The 23,660-nt window shown below is 54.8% G+C and carries 18 protein-coding genes; 10 read left to right on the top strand and 8 right to left on the bottom strand.

Going from position 1 to position 23,660, the window contains the following annotated elements:
• Positions 1-15 precede the first annotated feature (15 nt).
• The gene (locus ACJY2L_RS03370) at positions 16-1,929 is read right to left on the bottom strand and encodes an ABC transporter ATP-binding protein (protein ID WP_067429295.1); all 1,914 of its coding nucleotides are present in this window, start codon (positions 1,927-1,929) and stop codon (positions 16-18) included.
• 7 nt (positions 1,930-1,936) lie between these two features.
• Positions 1,937-4,054, bottom strand: coding sequence for a bifunctional 23S rRNA (guanine(2069)-N(7))-methyltransferase RlmK/23S rRNA (guanine(2445)-N(2))-methyltransferase RlmL (gene rlmKL / locus ACJY2L_RS03365; RefSeq protein WP_067429293.1), 2,118 nt, complete (start codon positions 4,052-4,054; stop codon positions 1,937-1,939).
• 113 nt (positions 4,055-4,167) lie between these two features.
• Here rlmKL and ACJY2L_RS03360 point away from each other — a divergent pair, with 113 nt between their 5' ends.
• A complete protein-coding gene (locus ACJY2L_RS03360) occupies positions 4,168-5,277 on the top strand; it encodes a YcbX family protein (RefSeq protein WP_439212925.1) in 1,110 nt (369 codons plus the stop codon).
• 10 nt (positions 5,278-5,287) lie between these two features.
• On the opposite strand, the gene ACJY2L_RS03355 is transcribed toward ACJY2L_RS03360, so the two are convergent.
• Together ACJY2L_RS03355 and pyrD are read right to left on the bottom strand one after the other, a co-directional pair.
• Positions 5,288-5,833, bottom strand: a complete 546-nt coding sequence (locus ACJY2L_RS03355; protein ID WP_067429289.1) for a cell division protein ZapC — start codon at positions 5,831-5,833, stop codon at positions 5,288-5,290.
• Between the two features lie 366 nt (positions 5,834-6,199).
• On the bottom strand, positions 6,200-7,210 hold the full coding sequence (pyrD, locus tag ACJY2L_RS03350; protein WP_439212924.1) for a quinone-dependent dihydroorotate dehydrogenase: 1,011 nt from the start codon (positions 7,208-7,210) through the stop codon (positions 6,200-6,202).
• Positions 7,211-7,591: 381 nt separating this feature from the next.
• On the opposite strand from pyrD, the gene ssuE reads away from it, so the two are divergent.
• From ssuE to ssuB, 5 genes are read left to right on the top strand one after another with little or no spacing between them, the layout of a single operon-like run.
• Positions 7,592-8,143, top strand: coding sequence for an NADPH-dependent FMN reductase (gene ssuE, locus ACJY2L_RS03345; RefSeq protein WP_187486370.1), 552 nt, complete (start codon positions 7,592-7,594; stop codon positions 8,141-8,143).
• Between the two features lie 15 nt (positions 8,144-8,158).
• A complete protein-coding gene (locus ACJY2L_RS03340; protein ID WP_371317160.1) occupies positions 8,159-9,115 on the top strand; it encodes a sulfonate ABC transporter substrate-binding protein in 957 nt (318 codons plus the stop codon).
• Between the two features lie 3 nt (positions 9,116-9,118).
• A complete protein-coding gene (gene ssuD / locus ACJY2L_RS03335; protein WP_439212923.1) occupies positions 9,119-10,264 on the top strand; it encodes an FMNH2-dependent alkanesulfonate monooxygenase in 1,146 nt (381 codons plus the stop codon).
• Positions 10,265-10,270: 6 nt separating this feature from the next.
• Positions 10,271-11,062, top strand: a complete 792-nt coding sequence (gene ssuC / locus ACJY2L_RS03330; RefSeq protein ID WP_439212922.1) for an aliphatic sulfonate ABC transporter permease SsuC — start codon at positions 10,271-10,273, stop codon at positions 11,060-11,062.
• Positions 11,059-11,844, top strand: coding sequence for an aliphatic sulfonates ABC transporter ATP-binding protein (gene ssuB, locus ACJY2L_RS03325; RefSeq protein ID WP_439212921.1), 786 nt, complete (start codon positions 11,059-11,061; stop codon positions 11,842-11,844). Before ssuC ends, ssuB begins: the two co-directional genes overlap by 4 nt.
• 30 nt (positions 11,845-11,874) lie before the next feature.
• Here ssuB and pepN read toward each other — a convergent pair whose 3' ends face one another.
• Positions 11,875-14,490 carry an aminopeptidase N gene (gene pepN, locus ACJY2L_RS03320; protein ID WP_439212920.1) on the bottom strand — a complete coding sequence of 872 codons (2,616 nt, stop codon included), beginning with the start codon at positions 14,488-14,490 and terminating at the stop codon, positions 11,875-11,877.
• Positions 14,491-14,748: 258 nt separating this feature from the next.
• On the opposite strand from pepN, the gene pncB reads away from it, so the two are divergent.
• From pncB to ACJY2L_RS03300, 4 genes are all read left to right on the top strand, one after another.
• Positions 14,749-15,954, top strand: coding sequence for a nicotinate phosphoribosyltransferase (gene pncB / locus ACJY2L_RS03315; RefSeq protein WP_439212919.1), 1,206 nt, complete (start codon positions 14,749-14,751; stop codon positions 15,952-15,954).
• A gap of 158 nt (positions 15,955-16,112) precedes the next feature.
• Positions 16,113-17,513 (top strand): asparagine--tRNA ligase, encoded by a 1,401-nt coding sequence (gene asnS, locus ACJY2L_RS03310; protein WP_067429266.1) that lies wholly within the window; start codon positions 16,113-16,115, stop codon positions 17,511-17,513.
• A gap of 301 nt (positions 17,514-17,814) precedes the next feature.
• A complete protein-coding gene (gene ompF / locus ACJY2L_RS03305) occupies positions 17,815-18,945 on the top strand; it encodes a porin OmpF (RefSeq protein WP_439212918.1) in 1,131 nt (376 codons plus the stop codon).
• Positions 18,946-19,120: 175 nt separating this feature from the next.
• Complete coding sequence (locus ACJY2L_RS03300; protein ID WP_439212917.1) at positions 19,121-20,311, top strand: amino acid aminotransferase; 1,191 nt, start codon at positions 19,121-19,123, stop codon at positions 20,309-20,311.
• A 58-nt stretch (positions 20,312-20,369) separates the two neighbouring features.
• Here the strand turns inward: ACJY2L_RS03300 and ACJY2L_RS03295 are convergent, their stop codons facing one another.
• The 3 genes from ACJY2L_RS03295 to ldtD form a co-directional block, all read right to left on the bottom strand.
• Complete coding sequence (locus tag ACJY2L_RS03295; RefSeq protein ID WP_067429258.1) at positions 20,370-20,999, bottom strand: MBL fold metallo-hydrolase; 630 nt, start codon at positions 20,997-20,999, stop codon at positions 20,370-20,372.
• Between the two features lie 33 nt (positions 21,000-21,032).
• The gene (locus tag ACJY2L_RS03290) at positions 21,033-21,584 is read right to left on the bottom strand and encodes a DUF882 domain-containing protein (protein ID WP_439212916.1); all 552 of its coding nucleotides are present in this window, start codon (positions 21,582-21,584) and stop codon (positions 21,033-21,035) included.
• A gap of 189 nt (positions 21,585-21,773) precedes the next feature.
• On the bottom strand, positions 21,774-23,567 hold the full coding sequence (ldtD, locus tag ACJY2L_RS03285) for a L,D-transpeptidase (RefSeq protein WP_439212915.1): 1,794 nt from the start codon (positions 23,565-23,567) through the stop codon (positions 21,774-21,776).
• Between the last annotated feature and the right edge of the window lie 93 nt (positions 23,568-23,660).

Here is a 23,660-nt window from a genome sequence, read left to right as displayed (position 1 = left end):
CTCTTGCTCCCTTGCTTACTCACCACTATTTTTCAGGGATTCAAGGTATTCCCAGCGTTCAAAGGCCTTTTCCAGATCCTGCTCCGCCTGCGCCATTGCATCCAGTACCGGCTGCGTGGTTTCACGCGGCTGGCTGAAGAAGTCAGCATCGCCGATCTGGGCCTGAAGCGTGGCGATACGTGATTCCAGCTGCTCCAGCTGCTGCGGAAGCTGTTCGAGCTCGCGCTGCAGGTTATAGCTTAGTTTGCTTGCGCTACGTTTAACAGGTTCGCTTTTGGCGTTTTCGCTTTTTGACGAGGCGGTAGGCTTTGCCGGCGCGCGGGTCTGTTTATAGGCGCTACGCTGCAGCTGAGCATCGTGATAGCCGCCAACAAAGGTGCCGATCTCGCCGGTGCCTTCAAAAATCCAGCATTCGGTCACGGTGTTATCAACAAATTCACGATCGTGGCTTACCAGCAGCACGCTGCCCTGATAGCCATCTATCAGCTCTTCCAGCAGCTCCAGCGTTTCCACATCCAGGTCATTGGTCGGTTCATCGAGAATCAACAGGTTGCTGGGCTTGAGGAACAGCTTGGCCAGCAGGAGGCGGTTACGCTCGCCGCCCGACAGCGCTCTGACCGGCGTCATGGCGCGCTTGGGATGGAACAGGAAGTCCTGCAGGTAGCCGAGCACATGGCGCGGCTTACCGTTGACCAGCACTTCCTGTTTACCTTCAGCAAGGTTGTCCATCACCGTACGATCGGGATCAAGTTCGGCACGGTGCTGATCGAAGTACGCCACTTCCAGCTTGGTACCGATATGCACACGACCACTGTCCGCTTTGAGCTGACCGAGCATCAGCTTAAGCAGCGTAGTTTTACCGCAGCCGTTAGGCCCCACCAGCGCAATTTTGTCGCCGCGCTGTACCTGCGCAGAGAAATCTTTAACCAGCTGCTTACCGGCAATGCTGTAATCGACGTTTTCCAGTTCAAAGACAATTTTGCCCGAGCGCGTGGCTTCGCCAACCTGCATGTTCGCTTTGCCCATCACTTCACGACGTTCTGAGCGCTCGCGACGCAGCGCTTTTAGCGCACGCACACGGCCTTCGTTACGCGTGCGGCGCGCCTTAATGCCCTGACGGATCCACACTTCTTCCTGCGCCAGCTTGCGGTCAAACTCCGCGTTCTGCATCTCTTCTACCCGCAGCGCTTCTTCTTTGCTTTCCAGGTAGAGATCGTAATTACCCGGCCAGGAGACCAGCTTACCGCGGTCGAGATCGACAATACGCGTCGCCATGTTGCGGATAAACGAACGGTCATGGGAAATAAAGACGATGCTGCCCTGAAAAGTTTTCAGGAAGGTTTCCAGCCAGTGAATTGTTTCAATATCCAGGTGGTTGGTTGGCTCATCGAGCATCAACACGCGTGGATTACTGACCAGCGCACGGCCCAGCGCCGCTTTACGCAGCCAGCCGCCTGATAATGATGAAAGCTCAACGTCAGGCTCAAGGCCGATTTTTTCCAGCACGTCATTGATACGCGCTTCCAGCTGCCAGAGATTCTGATGATCGAGGATCGCCTGCAGGCGCGCCATCTCATCAAAATTCTTCTCACTCGGATCGTCCATTACCACATGCGAAATCGCGTGGTAGGCTTTTAAATGCTCCGCCTGCTCGGCCACGCCTTCGGCCACGAAGTCATACACCGTACCAGCGATATTGCGCGGTGGATCCTGTTGCAGGCGCGCAACGATCAAATCCTGTTCGTAAATAATGCGACCATCGTCGAGCGGCTGTTCGCCGTTGATGATTTTCATCAGCGTCGATTTACCGGCGCCGTTACGGCCTACCAGGCAGACGCGCTCATTCTCTTCGATATGCAGTTCTGTGTTGTCCAGCAGCGGCGCGTCGCTGAACGATAAATAGGCACCATGAATACTGATTAATGACATATAACGCTTATTCCTTACCGGCGTGAGTAATCAGCCAGCAGTTGTGAATCTGACGATTGCGGGCAAAATCTTGTGACTGCGTTTTAGCAGTGATTTCCTGGGCTGTCAGGCCGAGCGCGCTCAGGCCGTCGTGGTCCATTTTGAAACCGCGTTTGTTGTTGGAGAACATGATCGTGCCAGCATTGCGTAAAATACGCTTCAGGTCACGCATCAGGTCCAGGTGATCGCGCTGGATATCAAAACTCTCTTCCATGCGCTTGGAGTTTGAAAAGGTTGGCGGATCGACAAAAATCAGATCGAACTGCTCATCGCAATCGCGCAGCCAGCTCAGGCAATCTGCCTGCAGCAGGCGATGCTGGCGGCCAGTCAAGCCGTTCAGACGCATATTGCGCTCCGCCCACTCCAGATAGGTACGCGACATATCAACCGTGGTTGTGCTGCGCGCCTCGCCCAGCCCGGCGTGCACGCTGGCGCTGCCGGTGTAAGCAAACAGGTTCAGAAAGTCTTTGCCTTTGCTCATCTGGCCCAGCATTTTACGCGCGATACGGTGATCGAGAAACAGCCCAGTATCGAGATAATCGGTAAGGTTGACCCAGAAGCGCGCATTATATTCACGCACTTCAAAGTAGTCGCCTTTTTCACCGAGTTTTTGATACTGGCTTTTACCTTTCTGGCGCTCACGCGTTTTCAGCACCAGCCGATTGGCCGGCAACGCCAGCACGCTCAGCGTAGCGGCGATCACGTCGAACAGACGCTGACGTGCTTTTTGCGGATCGATGGTTTTTGGCGGCGCATATTCCTGAATAATGACCCAGTCATCGTAGCGATCCACCGCTACGTTGTAATCAGGCAGATCGGCATCATACAGGCGATAGCAGTTGATGCCCTCCTGACGCGCCCATTTATCCAGCTTCTTAACGTTTTTACGCAGGCGGTTGGCATAATCATCCGCCAGCTGCGCGCCGGTTTCGCCGACGGCTTTTTCCGCCAGATGATAGTTTTTCTGTACACAATCCAGCGGACCATTTTTCGCTTTGAACTGGCGATCGGCACGCAGTTGCAGGCAGCTTAGCAGCTCGGGCGATGCGCTGAACAGCGACAGGTTCCAGCCGCCGAACTGGCTTTTGGCAATGCGTCCCAGTTGGCTGTGCAATGCGATCAGCGCAGGTTCGCTTTCCAGACGTTCGCCGTACGGTGGGTTGCTTAACAGCGTGCCGTGCGGACCCTGCGGTAATGGATTTTTCAGCTGCAGAATGTCCTGCACCTTCACGCTGATCAGATCGCCCAGGCCAGCGCGACGCGCGTTGGCACGAGCGCGATCGATAACGCGTTCATCATTATCAAAACCGAAAAAGCGCGACTGGCACGCCTGTAAGCCTTCACGGGCGCGCACCTGCGCTTCCTGGGTCAGGCTCTTCCACAATTCTGGCTGGAAACTTTTCCAGCCGGTAAAGCCCCAGTGCTGACGATGCAGGCCCGGCGCACGATCGGTAGCGATCATCGCCGCCTCAATCAGCAGCGTCCCGGAGCCGCACATCGGGTCGATCAGCGGAGTTTGCGTCTGCCAGCCGGATCGCAGCACAATGGCCGCCGCCAGGTTCTCCTTCAGCGGTGCCTGGCCAGTCTGCTGGCGATAGCCGCGCTGATGCAGGCCTTCGCCACTGAGGTCGAGGGCAATACTGGCCTGATCGTTGTTCAGCCAGACGTTGATGCGAATATCGGGCTGCTCACGATCGACGTTCGGACGCGGCAGATTTTTACGGGTAAAGCTGTCCACGATGGCGTCTTTTACCTTCAGGGCGCCAAACTGGCTGTTGCGAATCACATCGTTGGTGCCGCTAAAATGCACGGCAAAGGTTTTGTCACTGTCAAACAGCGCCGGCCAGTCGATAATCTGCGCGCCGATATAGAGATCGAGATCGCTGTAAACACCGCATTCGCTCAACGGCAGCAAAATGCGCGAGGCGAGGCGGCTCCACAGTAAACTTTGATACAGCAAACGATCGTCACCCTCAAAATGGACGCCGCCTTGTACCACGCGCACTTCCTGCGCACCCAGCGCTTCCAGCTCAGTTTTTAACAGCTCTTCGAGCCCACGCGCCGTACTGGCAAACAGAGAATTCATATCGTCACTTACTGTATTGAGAAAATTGAGGCGCATTATAGCCAATCGCCGACCTATGTCATAAAGTTAGCTTCCTTTCGTACCAGGTTTTTACCTTTTGCACGGAGCAATCCATGATTATGTTATCTCGCCTGGCGGTCTACCCGGTGAAATCGATGCGCGGTTTGCAACTTTCACATGCGCAGGTTCTGCCTGGCGGCCTGGCGTTTGATCGCATCTTTATGATTACCGACATGGATGGCACCTTTATTACCGCCCGTCAGTTTCCCCAAATGGTGCTGTTTACCGCGGCGCTGCTCACGGATGGTTTGCACCTCAGCGCACCTGACGGCAGCAGCGCCAGCGTGCGCTTTACAGATTTCTCCGCTGACGCCGCCGCCACCGAAGTGTGGGGCAATCACTTTACCGCCCACATCGCGCCCGCCGCGATTAATCAGTGGCTGAGCGGTTTTTTCCCGCGCGCGGTGCAGCTGCGTTGGACCGGCAACCTTCCGACGCGGCGGGTAAAGCAGCGCGATGACGTCCCGCTGGGATTTGCCGACGGCTACCCTTTTTTGCTCACCAACGACGCCTCGCTGCGCGATCTGCAGCATCGCTGCCCGGCGGGCGTGCGCATGGAACAGTTTCGCCCCAACCTGGTGATCAGCGGCGCGAGCGCCTGGGCGGAAGATAGCTGGTCATCGCTGCGCATCGGCGAGATTATTTTTGACGTGCCGAAACCCTGCAGCCGCTGCATCTTCACCACCGTCAGCCCGTCGCGCGGCCAGAAGCATCCCAGCGGTGAGCCATTGGCCACGCTGCAACGTTTTCGTACTGCTCAGGATAACAGTGGCGATGTCGATTTTGGTCTCAATCTGATCGCACGTAACAGCGGCATCATCCGCACCGGCGATGAGGTCGAGATCTTAACCCTGCGTGAACCTCGCCACTATGGCGCTGGCGAGGTGGCGGAAAGTATTAAGCCGTTGGTGCAGCCAGAGCAAAGCGTGACGATTACCTATCAGGGCAGACATTTTCGCGGGAATAATCAGCAAATTTTACTGGAACAGCTGGAGATGCAGGGCGAAAAAATTGCCTATTCATGTCGGGCAGGAATTTGCGGCAGTTGTGCATTAAGGCTGGTGGCAGGAAAAGTGAAACCGCTGAAGCAGACTGCGCTGCAGGCTGACGGCAAGGTGTTATCGTGCAGCTGTATTCCGGATGGTGATATAGAGCTGGCCTGAACCGGGCGGTTCAGACCGCGCGGTCGTAGCGAATGACTGCCGGTTCGCAGCGTGGGATTAAACGATCGTTCATCACTTTAATCGCGTCACCAAGCACCATTTCGCGGCCAGCCAGCGTAACCGAATCCTGGGCCAGCACACAAAGCGAGGCGCTGCCGCCACTTTCAACCGTTAGCAGGCGCGCCTTTTCACCATTCTCACACAGGATCACATCGGCCAGTTCGCCCGCCTGCGGCTGCCAGCCGTAGTTTGGCTGATTGCAGAAGTGCCAGCTTTTAGGCATCAAAGGTTTCACAAAGCGAGCGGCCACCAGCGCATTAAGCACCAGTTCGGAACGCTGTTGATGATCGAGTTCGGTCTGACGGCAATGTTCAGCGAAGGTGTAAAACAGCGCGGCGTCATCAACAGAAAATTCTGAAGAGTCAAAGGCATCAGGCGTGAGCGTCTTGCGGGCGAAACGGGAGCGAAATAACTGGCCATCCGCTAAATCAAGCATCATTCGGTCGTGTTCTGCGTCATAAAACCAACGCCACTTATCGTCCGGCTTAATTTTCATCTTCGCCCTTCCTGTTGAATATTAACTCATTTCCCGCTTCTTATTAGCGACCAGCCGACATTCTAGACAATTTGACTGCCTCTGTCTGTTTAAATAAGAAACAAAAATGTCAAAATTTGAGACGGGCCGTAAAACGCGGCGATAATGGCGGGAATGCAGGAAAAGTCTTAGGGGAGAATAACGCCGTATTTAAATAACTCCTCTCATTATTATTCATTAATATCAAAACGTTGCGTAATTAATGTTAGCAGCAGGCCGCTAGATCAGACGATTTAACTGCCGCCGCGCGTTTAACCGCAAATAAAACGATAAAATGCAAAATGGGCCGTAAAACCGCAATTTTCGGCCCATCATGCAGAAAAGAGTTTAAAGGTGATTAACGATCTCTTTAATCAGCGGCGGGCCTTTATAGATAAAACCTGAGTAGATTTGCACCAGCGTGGCGCCCGCGGCGATTTTTTCACGGGCGGAGGTAAGCGAATCAATGCCGCCAACGCCAATGATCGGCAGGCGACCATTGAGCTCAACCGCCAGTCGGCGAATGACTTCGGTGCTGCGCGACTGCACCGGGCGTCCGCTGAGTCCACCCGCTTCCTCGCTGAATTTCAAACCGCTGACCAGCGAACGGTCAAGCGTAGTATTAGTGGCAATCACGCCATCAATGCCGTGTCGCACCAGGCTGTCGGCGATCTGTACCAGCTCCTCTTCCGATAAATCCGGGGCAATTTTTACCGCCACCGGCACATACTTCAGATGGCGCTTCTCCAGCTCGCCCTGCTTCGCTTTGATCGCTGCTAACAGCTCATCCAGCGCTTCACCGTATTGCAGCGTGCGCAGGCCCGGTGTGTTGGGTGATGAGATATTAATGGCGATATAACCCGCATGCGCATAGACCTTTTCCATACAGATGAGATAGTCATCTTTGCCATTCTCTACGGCAGTATCTTTATTTTTGCCGATATTGATGCCGAGAATGCCGTCAAAACGCGCCTTCTTCACGTTCTCAACCAAATGATCCACGCCAAGATTGTTGAAGCCCATGCGGTTAATGATGCCTTCCGCTTCCGGCAGGCGAAACATGCGTGGTTTGTCGTTACCCGCTTGCGGTCGTGGCGTTACGGTACCCACCTCGATAAAACCAAAGCCCATAGCGGCAAACGCGTTAATACATTCGCCATTTTTATCCAGACCCGCCGCCAGCCCAAGACCATTTTTAAAGGTTAGCCCCATACATTTCACCGGACGCGAAGCGACCTGCTGGCGAATCATCATCTCCAGCGGCGTACCGGAAATAAAGCGCAGCTGTTGAAAAGTCAGCTCGTGCGCGCGCTCAGCATCAAGCTTGAATAACGCTTTTCGGACCAAAGGATAAAACATGTGCTCTCCAGAATGGCGGGGGTAAGGGCGACAGGCGCGCCAAAATGGTAAAGCGCTTTGTGGATAAAGTAAACGCAAATACAGCCACTTGAGGCGTTTTTCAACCCGCCAAACCCTAAGCTAACAGACTGATAACCCTGTGATTACCGTTGCGCATCCCAAATGGCGCTTTCTTCACGCCGGTTCAGCTTCTGCAACATCCTGATTCCCCCGCTTACGCAGCGGCACGCTTCTGTGCTTCCAGCATCAGGACGGCTTTAGCGTAAAGCTGACTAAATAATCCCGGATAAATCATTTAGTGGTGCCTCGCAGCTCTGCCAGGATGAAGACATCAGTTCTTTAAAGATGTTAATCAATAACTTTTAGTTATAAGGAGTTTCAATGCGCGTGATAACGCTGGCGGGCAGTCCTCGCTTTCCTTCCCGTTCAACCGCCCTGCTGGCGCTCAGTCAACAACGACTGGAAGGCCGTGGCGTGGAGGTTATTCCCTGGAATATCCAAAACTTTGTGCCGGAAGATCTGATTAATGCGCGCTTTGACGCCCCGGCCCTGCTGGCTTTTAAAGAAGATTTGGCCAGCGCTGATGGCCTTATCGTGGCGACGCCGGTCTACAAAGCCTCCTTTACCGGCGCCCTGAAAACGCTGCTCGATCTGCTGCCCGAACGTGCACTGGAACATAAAGTCGTGCTGCCACTGGCTACTGGCGGAACGGTAGCCCACCTGCTGGCGGTAGATTACGCACTTAAACCGGTGCTGAACGCCCTGAAAGCCCAGGAGATTCTGCATGGCGTGTTTGCCGATGACACGCAAATCACCCATTACGATCGCCAGCCCGAACTGGTCCCTCAGCTAACGCTGCGTCTTGACGAGGCGCTTGAGACCTTCTGGCAGGCGCTGGCCAGACGTCATTTGCCCTATGCGCTGGCGGTGTAAAAGGAGTGAATCATGATGCGTAAAATGGCTTTCTTTTTGCAGGGTCTGCTGCTGCTTATCTGGTCCGCGACGGCTTTCGCCAGCGATCCCGCGACCTTCCGTATTGGCTATCAGAAAGGCTCAGTGAGCATGGTGCTGGCTAAGTCGCATCATATGCTGGAGCAGCGCTTTCCCAACACGCGCATTCAGTGGGTTGAATTTCCGGCCGGTCCGCAAATGCTTGAAGCGCTGAACATCGGCAGTATCGATCTGGGCAGCACCGGCGATATTCCCCCGCTGTTCGCTCAGGCCGCCGGGGCTGATTTGCTCTATGTCGGCGCCGAGCCGCCAAAGCCGCTGGCCGAAGTTATTCTGGTGCCGAAATCGAGCCCGCTACAACAGGTCAGCGATCTGAAAGGCAAGAAAGTTGCCTTTCAGAAAGGTTCCAGCTCACATAATTTGCTGCTGCGCGCGCTTGAGCAGGCAGGGCTGAGCTTTACCGATATCAAGCCGATCTATCTGACCCCCGCCGATGCCCGCGCCGCCTTTCAGCAAGGCGATGTTGATGCCTGGGCTATCTGGGATCCCTACTATTCCGCCGTGCTGCTGCAAGGCAATGCCCGCGTGCTGGCCGATGGCAGCAAGCTGAAGCAGAGCGGCTCGTTTTATCTCGCTACGCGTTCCTTTACCGAAGCACATGGCGACTTTGTGCAGCAGGTGCTGGCCACCTTTAGCCAGGCGGATGCATTAACGCTTAGCCATCGCGACGAGAGTATCGATCTGCTGGCGCAGGCGATGGGCCTGCCCAAGCCAGTGCTTGCCAGCTATCTCGACCATCGTCCGCCTACTTCTATTAGCCTGGTCAGCGAGAAAACCGCGCAACTGCAGCAACAAACAGCCGACCTGTTTTATCAAAACCATTTAATGCCGGTAAAAGTCTCCGTCGCCGATCGTATCTGGCACGGCCCGGCCGCCCATAAGTCAGGAGAATAAACGATGTCACTTTCCGTATTCTGGTTTTTACCCACGCATGGCGATGGCCGTTATCTTGGTACTGCTGAAGGTGCGCGTCCGGTGGACCACGGCTACCTGCAACAGGTGGCGCAGGCAGCCGATCGTCTGGGCTTTGGTGGCGTACTGATTCCAACCGGCCGCTCCTGTGAGGATGCCTGGCTGGTTGCCGCTTCGCTGATCCCGGTCACGCAACGCCTGCGCTTTTTAGTGGCGCTGCGTCCCGGCGTGATTTCGCCGACCCAGGCAGCGCGACAGGCAGCTACGCTGGATCGCCTCTCTAATGGACGTGCGCTGTTTAACCTGGTCACCGGCGGCGATCCTGAAGAGCTGGCGGGCGACGGTGTGTTTCTCGATCACCGCGAGCGCTACGCTGAATCGGCTGAGTTTACCCGCGTCTGGCGCCGGGTGCTGGAGGGCGAAACCGTAGATTACGAAGGCAAGCATGTGCACGTGCGCGGTGCGCGACTGATGTTTAAACCGGTGCAGCAGCCGCGCCCACCGCTGTGGTTCGGCGGTTCGTCAGATGCCGCACAGGATCTGGCCGCAGAGCAGGTGGATGTCTATCTCACCTGGGGCGAGCCACCGGCCCAGGTTAAAGAGAAGATTGCCCAGGTGCGTGATAAAGCGGCAGCGCAGGGACGTAAAGTCCGTTTTGGTATTCGGCTGCACGTTATTGTGCGCGAAACCAATGAAGAAGCCTGGCAGGCCGCCGATCGGCTGATTGCTCACGTGGATGATGAGACCATTGCCAAAGCGCAGGCGGCTTTCCTGCGCGCCGACTCTGTCGGTCAGCGCCGCATGGCTGCCCTGCACGCCGGACGTCGCGATCGGCTGGAGATCAGCCCTAACCTGTGGGCGGGCGTGGGTCTGGTACGCAGCGGTGCCGGTACGGCGCTGGTAGGCGATGGCCCGACGGTAGCAGCGCGCATGCAGGAATATGCCGATCTCGGCATCGAAACCTTTATTTTATCGGGCTATCCACATCTGGAAGAGGCGTATCGGGTCAGTGAGTTGCTGTTCCCCCACCTCGATTTGCAGGTGCCGGAGATACCGCAGCCGCGGGTGGCCGATGCACACGGCGAGGCGGTGGCTAACGATTTTACGCCGCAGAAAGTCGCGCGAGGATAATTCGCCATGAGCAGAATACGCAGCAGGTTCCTGAATCATCTGATGCCGTGGGCGCTGCCGGTGTTGTTGATTGTAGTCTGGCAGATCGCTTCGCAAACCGGTGCGCTTTCCACGCGCATTCTGCCCTCGCCGGAAAACGTGGTTCTCGCCTTCTGGCAGCTGTCGGCCAGCGGGGAGCTGTGGCAGCATCTGGCGATCAGCAGCTGGCGCGCGCTGGTGGGATTCGCCATTGGTGGCTCAATCGGCCTGACGCTGGGCCTGATTACCGGGCTTTCTCGCCAGGGAGAACGGCTGCTGGACACCTCGGTGCAGATGCTGCGCAATGTGCCCCATCTGGCGCTGATCCCGCTGGTGATTTTGTGGTTTGGCATCGACGAAGCGGCGAAGATTTTTCTGGTGGCGCTCGGCACGCTGTTTCCTATTTATATCAATACCTGGCACGGCATTCGGAACGTCGATCGCGGTCTGGTTGAGATGGCACGTAGCTATGGTCTTTCCGGCTGGGGTTTATTTGCTCAGGTGATTCTGCCTGGCGCCCTGCCCTCTATTATGGTCGGCGTACGCTTTGCCCTTGGCCTGATGTGGTTAACGCTGATCGTTGCTGAAACGATCTCAGCCAATTCCGGTATCGGTTATCTGGCGATGAATGCCCGTGAGTTTTTACAAACTGACGTCGTAGTGGTCGCCATCATCCTGTACGCCCTACTCGGCAAGCTGGCAGACGTCAGCGCGCTGCTGCTGGAGCGTCTCTGGTTACGCTGGCATCCCGCTTATCAAAACAAGGAGGCGTTCGCATGAATCAGATGGCCCCGCGCCCCGCGCGTCTCAATAACGGCACGCCGGTGGCAATTGAAAATATCACCAAAACCTACGGCACAAAGACCATTCTGAATCAGCTGGATCTGCATATTCCGTCCGGTCAGTTCGTGGCGGTAGTGGGACGCAGCGGCTGCGGCAAGAGCACGCTGCTGCGCCTGCTTGCCGGGCTGGAGAATGCCACCGACGGCCAGCTATTGGCGGGAAATCGCCCGCTTGCCGCTGCCCGTGATGACACCCGTATGATGTTTCAGGATGCGCGCCTGCTACCGTGGAAAAGCGTAATCAATAATGTCGGTCTTGGTCTGCGTGGCAACCACTGGCGTGATGCGGCACAGGATGCCCTGCAGGCGGTGGGGCTGGCGGATCGTGCCGAGGAATGGCCTGCGGCACTTTCGGGTGGTCAGAAACAGCGCGTGGCGCTGGCCAGAGCGCTGATCCATCGTCCTGGCCTGCTGCTACTGGATGAACCGCTTGGGGCGCTGGATGCTCTGACGCGCATAGAGATGCAGGATTTGATCGAGGCGCTCTGGCAACAGCACCATTTTACCGTGCTGTTGGTGACCCATGACGTCAGCGAGGCGGTGGCGATGGCCGATCGGGTCTTGTTGATTGAAGAAGGGAAAGTTGGGCTGGATCTTGCTGTCGATTTGCCGCGACCACGGCGCAAAGGATCGGCACGGCTGGCGGAACTGGAAGCGGAAGTGCTGGATCGAGTGATGAAGCGATCGTCAACGGAACAGCTTCGCCTGCGGGCACAATAAAAAACGGGGCGATTGCCCCGTTTGGTTTTATCAGGCGTTTAACGCCTTGGTGATTTTCTCGTAAAGATCGCCGGAAAGATTCTCCAGCGCCTTCAGTTGCTCCAGCGCCTGACGCATCAACGCCTGACGTTCGCTGTTGTAGCGTTTCAGACGAATCAGCGGTTCAACCATGCGCGCGGCAACCTGTGGATTACGCGTGTTAAGGTCGGTCAGCATCTCCACCATAAACTGATAGCCGCTGCCATCTTTGGCGTGAAACGCCGCCGGATTCGCCGAGGCAAATGCACCAATCAACGAGCGCACGCGGTTCGGGTTACCCATGCTGAACGAGCGGTGCGACAGCAGCGCGCGCACGCGCGACAGCACATCCGCAGCCGGGCTGGTCGCCTGCAGCACAAACCACTTGTCCATCACCAGACCATCCTGATGCCAGCGCTCATCGTACGCCGCCAGCAGGGCTTCATGGCACGGCAGCTGCGCCGCGACGGCGGCACTTAAGGCCGCCAGCGCATCGGTCATGTTATTTGCCTGATGGTATTGCGCCTGCACCAGCTTGTCTGCCTGTTCGGCATCGCCAAACGCCAGCCAGGTCAGACAGACGTTTTTCAGCGCACGGCGGCCGATTTCGTCGTGCTCAACACGGTATTCGCTGCTTTGATGTGCCAGATAAACCGCCAGCCACTCATCCGCCAGCTCGGTAGCCAGCGTGCGCATCATCGCTTCGCGCACCGCGGCGTTGGCTTCAGGATCGATGATATCGAACAGTTCAGCCATCTCATTTTCAGTTGGCAGCGATAAAATCAACGCCATCAGCGCCGGATCGCCGTTTTCCTGTAGCAGCACGGCACGGAACGCGTCAGCGACGTGCAGCGGCAGCGACAACGGCTGGCCCTGCTGATAACGCGCCACATTGAGTTTGATATAGGTGGCCAGCAGGCTCTGTGCCGCATCCCAGCGAGAGAAATCGTTGCTGGCATGGCGCATCAGGAAGGTCAGCTGAGCGTCGCTCCATTTATAGTCGAGCCTCACCGGCGCGGAAAACTCGCGCAGCAGCGACGGCACCGGCTGGAAATAGACGTTATCAAACACAAAGCTCTGGAACTCTTCGGTGACGTTCAGCACGTGATGCACCGGATGACCGTTGTGCTGCAGCGGAATCACCTTGCCTTCGTTATCGTACAGTTCGATATCGAGCGGAATATGCAGCGGCAGCTTCTCTTTCTGATCGGCGGTGATTGGCGTGTGTTGCGTCACGTGCAGCGTGTACTGTTCCAGCTCAGGATTGTAGTCATCGCGCACCGAAACAATCGGCGTGCCCGACTGGCTGTACCAGCGACGGAACTGAGAAAGATCGACATTCGAGGCATCTTCCATCGCCTGGACAAACTCGTCGCAGGTGGCGGCGCTGCCGTCGTGGCGTTCAAAGTAGAGCTGCATGCCTTTCTGGAAATTCTCTTCGCCCAGCAGCGTGTGCATCATGCGAATGACTTCTGAACCCTTCTCATACACGGTCAGCGTATAAAAGTTGTTCATTTCAATCACCTGATCGGGACGAATCGGGTGCGCCATCGGGCTGGCATCTTCGGCGAACTGGGCGCTGCGCATAACACGCACGTTATCGATGCGATTAACGGCACGAGAGCCGAGATCGGAGCTGAACTCCTGATCGCGGAACACCGTCAGTCCCTCTTTCAGGCTGAGCTGGAACCAGTCGCGGCAGGTTACGCGGTTGCCGGTCCAGTTATGGAAATATTCGTGACCGATGACCGCTTCAATGCCGAGGTAATCTTTATCGGTCGCGGTTTCTGCCTTGGCCAGCACATATTTGGAGTTAAAGACGTTAAGGCCTTTGTTCTCCATCGCGCCCATATTGAAGAAATCAACCGCTACGATCATAAAGATGTCGAGGTCATACTCCAGACCGAAGCGCTCCTCGTCCCACTTCATGCTGTTCTTCAGTGAGGTCATCGCCCAGTCGGCACGATCAAGGTTGCCGCGGTCGACATAAATTTCCAGAGCAACATCGCGGCCAGAACGTGTGGTAAAGCTGTCGCGCAGCACGTCAAATTCACCGGCCACCAGCGCAAACAGGTAGCAGGGCTTCGGAAAGGGATCTTCCCACTTCATCCAGTGACGACCATTTTCCAGCTTGCCGCCATCAATGCGATTGCCGTTGGAGAGCAGGAACGGATAACGCGCCTCTTCGGCAATAATGGTGGTGGTAAAACGGGCCAGCACGTCAGGGCGATCCAGATACCAGGTAATATGACGGAAGCCTTCCGCTTCGCACTGTGTACAGAGCGCCTCGCCTGATTTATACAGACCTTCCAGCGCGCTGTTCTTATCTGGGTGAATATCGTTAACGAGTTTCAGTGTGAAGGTGGCGGGCAGCTGATTCAGCACCAGCGCACGCTCTTCCAGCTGATAATGACTCCACGGCTGACCATCCACTTCAATGCTGATCAAAGTCAGATCTTCGCCATCAAGACGCAATGGCGCATCGGCCTGGGCCAGGCGTTTGACGCGGCTAACGGCGGTGACACGCGTGGTGGCAGCGTCCAGTTCAAAGGTCAGGTCGATATCGGTGATGGTGTAATCAGGAGCACGGTAATCATGGCGATATTTTATTTGTGGCTGTTGCGTCATAAATCCTTCTCTTCACAATGAAAGTTAACCGACAGAGTCTATTCTGAGTGGCGACGGCTTGCTACGTCGATCCGCTGTATCCAGTATAATTGATACATCATTTTAACAATCGCACGATTTAATCTCGCCCACCGGGATGAAATATGTTGAGATTGCCCCGATTCAGGGACAGAGCCGGCTTATCCGGTTATACTTTTCGTTTGTAATTTTTTTAATTAGTCCGCTTTGCGCCGCGGCAAAAGGATGCTGAAACGCACCATGACTCGACATGCCTCTCCGATTATTACCACGCTGCTCGATACCGATGCGTACAAACTTCACATGCAGCAGGCCGTTTTTCATCGTTATCAGGATGTAACAGTCACGGCGGAGTTCCGCTGCCGTGGTGACGAGCTGCTGGGCATCTATGCTGACGAAATTCGTGAGCAGATTGCCGCCATGCACACCTTAGCGCTGAGCGATGAAGAGTATGCTTATCTCGCCAGCCGCCCGGTTTTTAAGCAGGATTATCTCGACTGGCTGCGTGACTTTCGTTTTCAGCCAGCTCAGGTCGATGTTCGGAATATTGACGGCCAGCTCGACATTCATATCACCGGCCCGTGGCGCGAAGTGATTTTGTGGGAAGTGCCGCTGCTGGCGCTGATCAGTGAAGTTGTGCATGGTCATCGTTCGCATGACGCTACCGTGGCGCAGGCAGTGGATCATCTCCAGCATAAGCTCGCCGCGTTTCGCGAGATCACCGCAGACGTCGATATGTCGCGATTTAAACTGATGGATTTTGGCACCCGCCGCCGCTTCTCGCGTGGCGTGCAGGAAGCGATCGTCAGCACACTCACCACCGATTTCCCGTGGCTGGTTGGCTCCAGCAACTACGATATTGCGCGTCGCAACGGCATCACGCCGGTGGGCACGCAGGCGCACGAGTGGTTTCAGGCGCATCAGCAGATCAGTCCGCTGCTGGCCGATAGTCAGCGCGCTGCGCTGCAGGCGTGGCTGGACGAATATGGTTCACAGCTCGGTATCGCCTTAACCGATTGCATTACCACCGACGCTTTCCTGCGCGACTTTGGCGCCGCTTTTGCCAATCAGTATCAGGGGCTGCGTCAGGATTCCGGCGATCCGGTGGCCTGGGGTGAAAAAGCGATTGCGCATTACCAGAAGCTGAACATTGATCCGCTCACCAAAACGCTGGTCTTCTCAGATAATTTAGACCTGAACAAGGCGCTGGCGCTTTATCAGCATTTTGGTCAACGCACCAACGTGGTGTTTGGTATTGGAACGCGTCTGACCTGCGATATTCCTGCGGTGAAGCCGCTTAACATCGTGATTAAGTTGATTGAGTGCAACGGTAAGCCGGTAGCAAAACTTTCCGACAGTCCGGGCAAAACCATTTGTCATGACGAAGCCTTCATTCATGCTTTGCGCAAGGCATTTGACCTGCCGCCAATCAAACTCGCCAGCTAAACCTAAACTCACGGGGCAGTAACCTGCCCCGCTCTGCGTAAATTAATCCCTTTCTTGCCCGTAATTCTGCTTGTTTCCTGTCGGACCGCAAGTAACATAGCACTACCCCGAATGTGGGGATATTCCATTCATTCAAATTCATTAATAGAGAGATATTTATGAGCGTAGTGCCTGTAGCGGATGTACTGCACGGCCGTGTTGAGGTTGACAGTGAAGTCACCGTGCGCGGCTGGGTGCGTACCCGCAGAGATTCAAAAGCCGGTATTTCCTTCATCGCCGTTTATGACGGCTCCTGCTTTAATCCTGTCCAGGCCGTAGTAAATAATTCTCTGAATAATTACCAGAGCGAAGTGCTGCGCCTGACAACCGGTTGTTCGGTCGTGGTCACCGGTAAAGTGGTGGAATCCCCGGGCGAAGGCCAGAGCTTTGAAATTCAGGCCACGGCGATTGACGTGGTGGGCTGGGTGGACGATCCCGATACCTATCCGATGGCCGCCAAGCGTCACAGCATTGAATATCTGCGTGAAGTCGCGCACCTGCGTCCGCGCACCAATCTGATCGGCGCCGTGGCGCGCGTGCGCCATACGCTGGCTCAGGCGCTGCACCGCTTCTTCCATGAGAACGGCTACTTCTGGGTATCGACGCCGCTGATTACCGCCTCCGATACCGAAGGCGCTGGTGAAATGTTCCGCGTCTCGACGCTGGACATGGAAAATCTGCCGCGCGATGCGCAGGGCAAAGTTGATTACAGCGAAGACTTTTTTGGCAAAGAAGCGTTTCTCACTGTATCCGGCCAGCTGAATGGCGAAACCTACGCCTGTGCGCTGTCAAACATCTATACCTTTGGTCCAACCTTCCGTGCGGAGAATTCCAACACCAGCCGCCATCTGGCTGAGTTCTGGATGCTGGAACCGGAAATCGCCTTTGCTTCACTGGACGATGCCGCGGCGCTGGCTGAACGTATGTTGAAATATGTGTTTGCTGCGGTACTGAATGAGCGCGCTGATGATATGGCGTTCTTCGCCGAGCGGGTGGATAAAGACGCCGTTGCACGCCTGGAGCGCTTTGTCGCCACTGACTTTGCGCAGGTTGACTACACCGACGCGGTAACCATTCTTGAAAACTGCGGCCAGAGCTTTGAAAACCCGGTGTACTGGGGCGTCGATCTCTCTTCCGAGCATGAGCGTTATCTGGCAGAACAGCACTTCAAAGCGCCGGTTGTGGTGAAAAACTACCCGAAAGATATTAAAGCGTTTTATATGCGCATGAATGACGATGGCAAAACCGTGGCGGCGATGGATGTGCTGGCGCCGGGCATTGGCGAAATCATCGGTGGTTCACAGCGTGAAGAGCGTCTCGACGTGCTCGACCAGCGTCTGGCTGAGATGGGTCTGAATAAAGAAGATTACTGGTGGTATCGTGATCTGCGTCGTTACGGCACCGTGCCGCATTCTGGTTTTGGATTAGGTTTCGAACGTTTGATCGCTTATGTCACTGGCGTACAAAATGTAAGAGACGTTATTCCGTTCCCACGCACGCCACGCAACGCGAATTTCTGATTTTCAGAATTAAACATAAGAAATTCATATATATAAAAGGGTCAGCCATGCTGGCCCTTTTTTATTTTTGTAAATTTAGAGATGTCTCACAAAGTTCCGTATATTTTACATTTTGTAATACATATTTTCCTTTTGAAACTAGATTACGAGTTTTGTAGCATTTTCGGGCTAGAATTACGCGGGGTTGAATGGAAAGATGCGTGCAGACACAGGAAGACACCAAACTCTCTTCAAGGTTCTGTAAAGAATTTTTGACGGCAGTGGCAGATGTCCAAAAAAACTCCAATGAGGGTAATAAATAATGATGAAGCGCAACATTCTTGCAGTGGTTATCCCCGCTCTGTTAGCAGCTGGTGCAGCCAATGCAGCCGAAATCTATAACAAAGATGGCAACAAGCTGGATCTCTACGGCAAAGCGGTAGGTCTGCATTACTTCTCTGATGATGACGGTTATGCTGGCGATGGCGACAAGTCTTATGTGCGTTTCGGTTTTAAAGGTGAAACTCAGATCAATCAGTACATGACCGGTTATGGTCAGTGGGAATACAACGTTCAGGCAAATAACTCTGAAGGCAGTGATGCCCAGAATAATAACAAAACCCGTTTAGGTTTCGCTGGCCTGAAATTTGCTGATGCTGGCTCTATTGACTACGGCCGTAACTACGCAGTGGGTTATGATGCGCTGGCCTGGACCGATATGCTGCCAGAATTCGGTGGCGACTTCGGTCAGTCTGACTCCATGACCGGCCGTACCGGTGGTGTGGCAACTTACCGTAATACTAACTTCTTTGGTCTGGTTGATGGCTGGGACTTCGCTGTTCAGTACCAGGGCAAAAATGATCGTACCGATCAGACCCGTTCTAATGGCGACGGCTACGGCGCGTCAACATCATACGTATCGCCAATTGGCTTGGGCATCGTTGCTGCATATAGCTCTCAGGACCGTACCAACGGCCAGAATGGTTTGCTGACAGGCGCTGCTGCTCCAAACAACTTAGCGTTTGGTCGCGGAGACCGTGCAGAGTTCTGGGGTACTGCGGTAAAATATGATGCCAACAACATTTACCTTGCGGCATCATATGCTGAAGGCCGTAATGCAACGCGCTTTAGCGCTAACCTGCCTAATGCAACTGGCGGAACCTCAAGTGTTGACGGCATAGCTAACAAGACTCAGGATATTGAACTGGTTGCTCAGTACCAGTTTGACTTCGGCCTGCGTCCTTCTATTGCTTATGTTCAGACTAAAGGCAAAGACATCGAAGGTTTTGGCGATGTTGACCTGGTTAAATACTTTGAAGTTGGCGCGTCTTACTACTTCAATAAAAACATGTCTACCTACGTTGACTACATCATCAACCAGATTGATGATGACAACGAACTGGGTATTGGTTCTGGCGACACCGTGGCTGTTGGCCTGGTTTACCAGTTCTAAGTCCCCTTCTGGTCACGACCAGACGATTAAAACGGAGCCTTTTGGCTCCGTTTTTCTTTTTGTACGATCTGCGATTTCACCCCCCTTTCTTTTTGTCGCAAACGGTTGGCAAAGCATCAACCAGGCGTTAACCTGATGGCTCTTATCGCTTTTATCAAAGCCTATGGACCCTACTATGTTTGAAAAAATTGCAGCTGCACCCGCCGATCCTATTCTTGGTTTAGCCGACCTTTTCCGCGCCGATAACCGCTCTAATAAAATCAATCTCGGTATTGGCGTTTATAAAGATGAAACGGGCCAGACGCCGGTATTATCCAGCGTTAAAAAAGCGGAAAAATTCCTGCTGGAAAATGAAACCACCAAAAACTATCTGAGCATCGATGGCCTGGCTGATTTCGCCCGTTGCACGCAGGCGCTGCTGTTTGGTAAAAATCATGCGCTGATCACCGATCAGCGTGCGCGCACCGCGCAGACGCCAGGCGGCACCGGTGCCCTGCGCGTTGCCGCTGATTTTCTGGCAACGCAGACCGATGTTAAGCGTATCTGGGTAAGCAACCCAAGCTGGCCCAATCACCAGAACGTTTTTCACTCTGCGGGCCTAGAGGTGTGTGAGTACGCCTATTATGATGCGCAAAACCATACGCTGGACTTCGGCGGCATGCTAAGCGCGCTCGATAAGGCCCAGGCAGGCGACGTGGTGCTGTTCCACGGCTGCTGCCATAACCCCACCGGCATTGACCCAACCAAAGAGCAGTGGGCGCAGCTGGCAGCGCTGTCGCAGCAGAAAGGCTGGTTACCTCTGTTTGATTTTGCCTATCAGGGTTTTGCCCGTGGTCTGGAAGAAGATGCGGAAGGTTTGCGTATTTTCGCTGACACGCATCAGGAACTGCTGGTTTGCAGCTCTTACTCCAAAAACTTTGGCCTGTATAACGAACGCGTGGGCGCCTGTACCTTAGTGGCAGCCAACGCTGATGCAGCGGCTACCGCATTCAGCCAGGTAAAATATACCATCCGCGCCAACTACTCTAATCCTCCAGCGCACGGTGCAGCGGTGGTGGCCACTATTCTTGGCAATGACGCGCTGCGTGCAGAATGGGAGCAGGAACTGACGGCAATGCGTCAGCGCATTCATCTGATGCGTGAGCTGTTCGTTAAAACGCTGCAGGAAAAAGGTGCGCAGGGCGACTTCAGCTTTATCATTCGCCAAAACGGCATGTTCTCGTTCAGTGGATTGAGTAAAGATCAGGTTGTTCGCCTGCGTGACGAATTTGCGGTTTATGCGGTGAATTCAGGACGCGTTAACGTGGCGGGTATGACATCAGATAATATGTCTGCACTCTGCGCAGCGATTGTCGCAGTGCTGTAAACCGGCAGATAAGCAGAAACAAGAATGGGCCTGAGCGGCCCATTTTTTATTGCGTAGATTATTGCAGAAAGGGGTTGGTTTTACGCTCATGTCCCAGCGTGGAGCCGGGCCCGTGTCCAGGCAAAAACGCCACGTCATCACCTAACGGCAACAGCTTCTCTTTGATGGCTGAAATCAGATGCTGATGGTTACCCTGTGGAAAATCGGTGCGTCCGACGCCGCCGTTGAAGATCACATCTCCGGACACCAGCAAGCGGCCAACACGATCAAAGAAAACAATATGTCCGGGCGTATGACCTGGCGTATGTAATACTTCCAGCTGCACCTTGCCCACAGCAACGCTGTCGCCCTCTTTCAGCCAGCGAGCCGGCGTTAAGGGTGCGCATTCCGGCAGACCAAACATGCGGCTTTGCTCTGGCAGATTTTCCAGCCAGATGGCATCACGTTGGTCTGGCCCGATGACTGGCACACCGTAATGGGCAGCCAGTTCAGCGGCGGCGCCAACATGATCAAGGTGGCCGTGGGTAAGCAGGATTGATTCAATCGTTACCGGGGCTGCAGCAACTGCCTGCTTGATCATCTCCGCATCGCCACCGGGGTCGACAATAGCGGCAGAACCGGTCTCAGCACACCAGATCAGAGAACAGTTCTGGACGAAAGCGGTCACCGGAATAATGTGATAGTTCATAACGCTCCATTATGGCCCGGCGACTGGCTTCTGTTACGACCAGTTGCGCACCGGGCCGGTATCTATATGTACGAAATTACTGCTTGGATAGTATCCTACACCACCCGCACGCAAGGCGAGCGCTGCTTTACGGACGTTGCTCAGCTGGATGCCTTCGATATGAAAATCCATGGCCTGTCCGAGCGTATGATAACTGTGTTTTGCCACGCCTCTACTGTGCGCTCGCAGATTGTTGTTGGTAGCAAGCGAACGATAGCCGGAGATGAGCTGCACCGGCTTACGCGTTTCAAGCATCGCCTGCAGGCGGTACAGCTGATCGAACAGTTTAGGATCGATCTTCCTGGTTTGATTGGCGCGATAGTCACGGAAAAAATGATTTAACCTGGCCAGTTCATCCTTATCGTAACTCTTTCCATTGAAAAACTCGGTCTTCAGGGTTTCACCGGTATGGAGATTATTTAACGTCAGAATGCGCGGACGAGGCGTCGAAAGCGTAGCAAAGGCAGAACCGGGAAGACAAGCCAGACCGGCTGCTGCTCCGCCTAAAACCAGGAGTTTACGACGTTGGGGATCAAAAGTAGCCATGAAATGCGTTTACCTACAACAGTGCGAAAAGTGGGTCGTGCAAAAAGTGCACAAGGCCGCACATTAAACGCCAGCTAACCGTTCGTCAACCCGGCGAAGGTCAAGAAAAAGGGGAAGCGTGGTTAATCTTCCCCTTTTGAGACCAGTCTTGCACATGTAAGCAAAAATAACTGATTGCTGAATCAAGCACTAAAGCAGGAGCTGGCCAGCTTTACTGAGCATATGCGTGCCCGATCGCGCAGTTGTATCATAGTTGTAAATATCTGTTCGAAATTGTGGCTTACCGTCATCAGCCACCCAGGCGGTCAGATAATAGAGGTTAACCGGGATACGATGACGAATCGGCACGTAACGGGTATCACCTTCCTGCAGCGAGCTAGAAATCTTCGCATTGTTCCAGCCCACATCCTGCAACAGCATATTGGCCAGATCGGACGCACGATTTACCCGCACGCAGCCGGAGCTCAGCGCACGGATATCGCGCTGAAACAGGTTGTGATTCGGCGTGTCGTGCAGATAGATCGCGTCAGAGCTGGGCATATTGAACTTGTAGCGGCCAAGCGAATTGGTCGCGCCAGGTGCCTGACGAATGCGATAAGGGAATGAGGCCGCGGACACCATGCTCCAGTCAATCATTGAAGGGTCGATCACTTCAGCATCGGCGTTCCAGCCCGACAGCAGCGTATAGCCATGCTTGTAGAGATAGCTCGGATCCTGCTTAACCTTAGGCACAATATCTTTGCGCACTAATGTCGTCGGCACATTCCACGGCGGATTCAGTACCACATTATTCAGCGCGCTGCGCATCAACGGCGTCTTGCGATCCGGGCGACCCACGATCACGCGTGACGTCAGTGCAGGCGTGCCGTTGGTGTAATAGATCAGCGAATAGTTAGGAATATTCACCATAATGCCGTTGTGCATGTCATCCGGCAGCAGGCGCAAACGCTGGATATTCAGCGCCATCAGTGAAACCCGCATCTGCGGCGACACATTCAGCCATTCGCGTGTACGCGGACCGATAGCGCCATCGCCTTCCAGACCTTGCCACTGCTGAAAGCGTTTAACGGCGGCCACCAGCTGGTCATTATAAACCTGATCCGCACTGGCAGCGACATCAGCAGGCGGCGTCACCAGGCCTGGGTTTTCCGGGGTTTGTGGCGGAATCGTGCTGACCGACGTCGCTGACGGACTGACCGCCACCGGCGCGGGCTGACTGGCGCTGACGGTGACCGGCGTCGATGTCGTTGTTGCCGCATCCAGCATACCGCTGCGCTGCAAAATCTCACGCAGCGCCGGCACATCGGCGCTGACCTGGCCGGGGCGCAGCGTCTCGCGGCCGTTAAGCTGCGGCCACGGCTGGTTATCGCTCATTAACGTGATTAGCGCCTTGCGCATGCGCTGGTACTGCGGATGCTGTGGCACCAGCGAGCGTACAAAGGTTGCCAGCACGCCCTGCTCGATCGATTGATGCCACTGGTTCACCGTCGAGAGCGGCGGCAGCGCCATCTTATAAGGCACGTTGCTGTATAACCAGTTCTCGCCCTGCGCGGGCACATTGGCAATAAATTGCAGATAGCCATACATCGCATCGGACAGGACAATGTCCCGCGCAAGGCCGGTGATGGATGGATTGGTTAGCTGTTCAATCCAGCGGTTAAATTGCGGCTGGACACCCGACAGCGCCACTTCAGCCAGCTGCTGCTGAAACTGCTGTACCGCGATGGGATCGTGCCACACCGGATGCATATCGCGTCCGGCGTAGAGCGTTGCCAGGGAAGCGAGATAGAACGGCTTGCTGCCATCGTTAAAGGCCGCAAGGATCTGTCGCTGGCTTTCACCAGCGCTCATACTTTTGCTAACCGCGCGGGAAGGCGCGGCCGTTATTATCGCTGCAGTGGCGGCGGAAACGTTCGCCAGACCAAGGGAGAGACAACAGGCCAAAGCGGCACGTTTTAATAGAAATGCATTTGCCAGCAACATCCTTTGCCCCCTTTAACATCAACATGAGCGGGTACGGAACCGCGCTAAAAGCGGAAACGCTTTCACTTAGTATAGAAATGAAAACGGCATTTG

It is taken from the genome of Duffyella sp. Ts4 (genome assembly GCF_051851875.1).
GTDB lineage: Bacteria > Pseudomonadota > Gammaproteobacteria > Enterobacterales > Enterobacteriaceae > Duffyella > Duffyella gerundensis.
The sequence above is the reverse complement of the archived record's forward strand: the minus strand, read 5'-3'. Positions and strand labels throughout refer to the sequence as shown.

Excerpts from the sequence above, each read along its gene's own strand:
- ACJY2L_RS03370 (WP_067429295.1), bottom strand. The coding sequence starts at position 1,929 with ATGTCATTAATCAGTATTCATGGTGCCTATTTATCGTTCAGCGACGCG.
- rlmKL (WP_067429293.1), bottom strand. The coding sequence starts at position 4,054 with ATGAATTCTCTGTTTGCCAGTACGGCGCGTGGGCTCGAAGAGCTGTTA.
- ACJY2L_RS03360 (WP_439212925.1), top strand. The coding sequence starts at position 4,168 with ATGATTATGTTATCTCGCCTGGCGGTCTACCCGGTGAAATCGATGCGC.
- ACJY2L_RS03355 (WP_067429289.1), bottom strand. The coding sequence starts at position 5,833 with ATGAAAATTAAGCCGGACGATAAGTGGCGTTGGTTTTATGACGCAGAA.
- pyrD (WP_439212924.1), bottom strand. The coding sequence starts at position 7,210 with ATGTTTTATCCTTTGGTCCGAAAAGCGTTATTCAAGCTTGATGCTGAG.
- ssuE (WP_187486370.1), top strand. The coding sequence starts at position 7,592 with ATGCGCGTGATAACGCTGGCGGGCAGTCCTCGCTTTCCTTCCCGTTCA.
- ACJY2L_RS03340 (WP_371317160.1), top strand. The coding sequence starts at position 8,159 with ATGCGTAAAATGGCTTTCTTTTTGCAGGGTCTGCTGCTGCTTATCTGG.
- ssuD (WP_439212923.1), top strand. The coding sequence starts at position 9,119 with ATGTCACTTTCCGTATTCTGGTTTTTACCCACGCATGGCGATGGCCGT.
- ssuC (WP_439212922.1), top strand. The coding sequence starts at position 10,271 with ATGAGCAGAATACGCAGCAGGTTCCTGAATCATCTGATGCCGTGGGCG.
- ssuB (WP_439212921.1), top strand. The coding sequence starts at position 11,059 with ATGAATCAGATGGCCCCGCGCCCCGCGCGTCTCAATAACGGCACGCCG.
- pepN (WP_439212920.1), bottom strand. The coding sequence starts at position 14,490 with ATGACGCAACAGCCACAAATAAAATATCGCCATGATTACCGTGCTCCT.
- pncB (WP_439212919.1), top strand. The coding sequence starts at position 14,749 with ATGACTCGACATGCCTCTCCGATTATTACCACGCTGCTCGATACCGAT.
- asnS (WP_067429266.1), top strand. The coding sequence starts at position 16,113 with ATGAGCGTAGTGCCTGTAGCGGATGTACTGCACGGCCGTGTTGAGGTT.
- ompF (WP_439212918.1), top strand. The coding sequence starts at position 17,815 with ATGATGAAGCGCAACATTCTTGCAGTGGTTATCCCCGCTCTGTTAGCA.
- ACJY2L_RS03300 (WP_439212917.1), top strand. The coding sequence starts at position 19,121 with ATGTTTGAAAAAATTGCAGCTGCACCCGCCGATCCTATTCTTGGTTTA.
- ACJY2L_RS03295 (WP_067429258.1), bottom strand. The coding sequence starts at position 20,999 with ATGAACTATCACATTATTCCGGTGACCGCTTTCGTCCAGAACTGTTCT.
- ACJY2L_RS03290 (WP_439212916.1), bottom strand. The coding sequence starts at position 21,584 with ATGGCTACTTTTGATCCCCAACGTCGTAAACTCCTGGTTTTAGGCGGA.
- ldtD (WP_439212915.1), bottom strand. The coding sequence starts at position 23,567 with ATGTTGCTGGCAAATGCATTTCTATTAAAACGTGCCGCTTTGGCCTGT.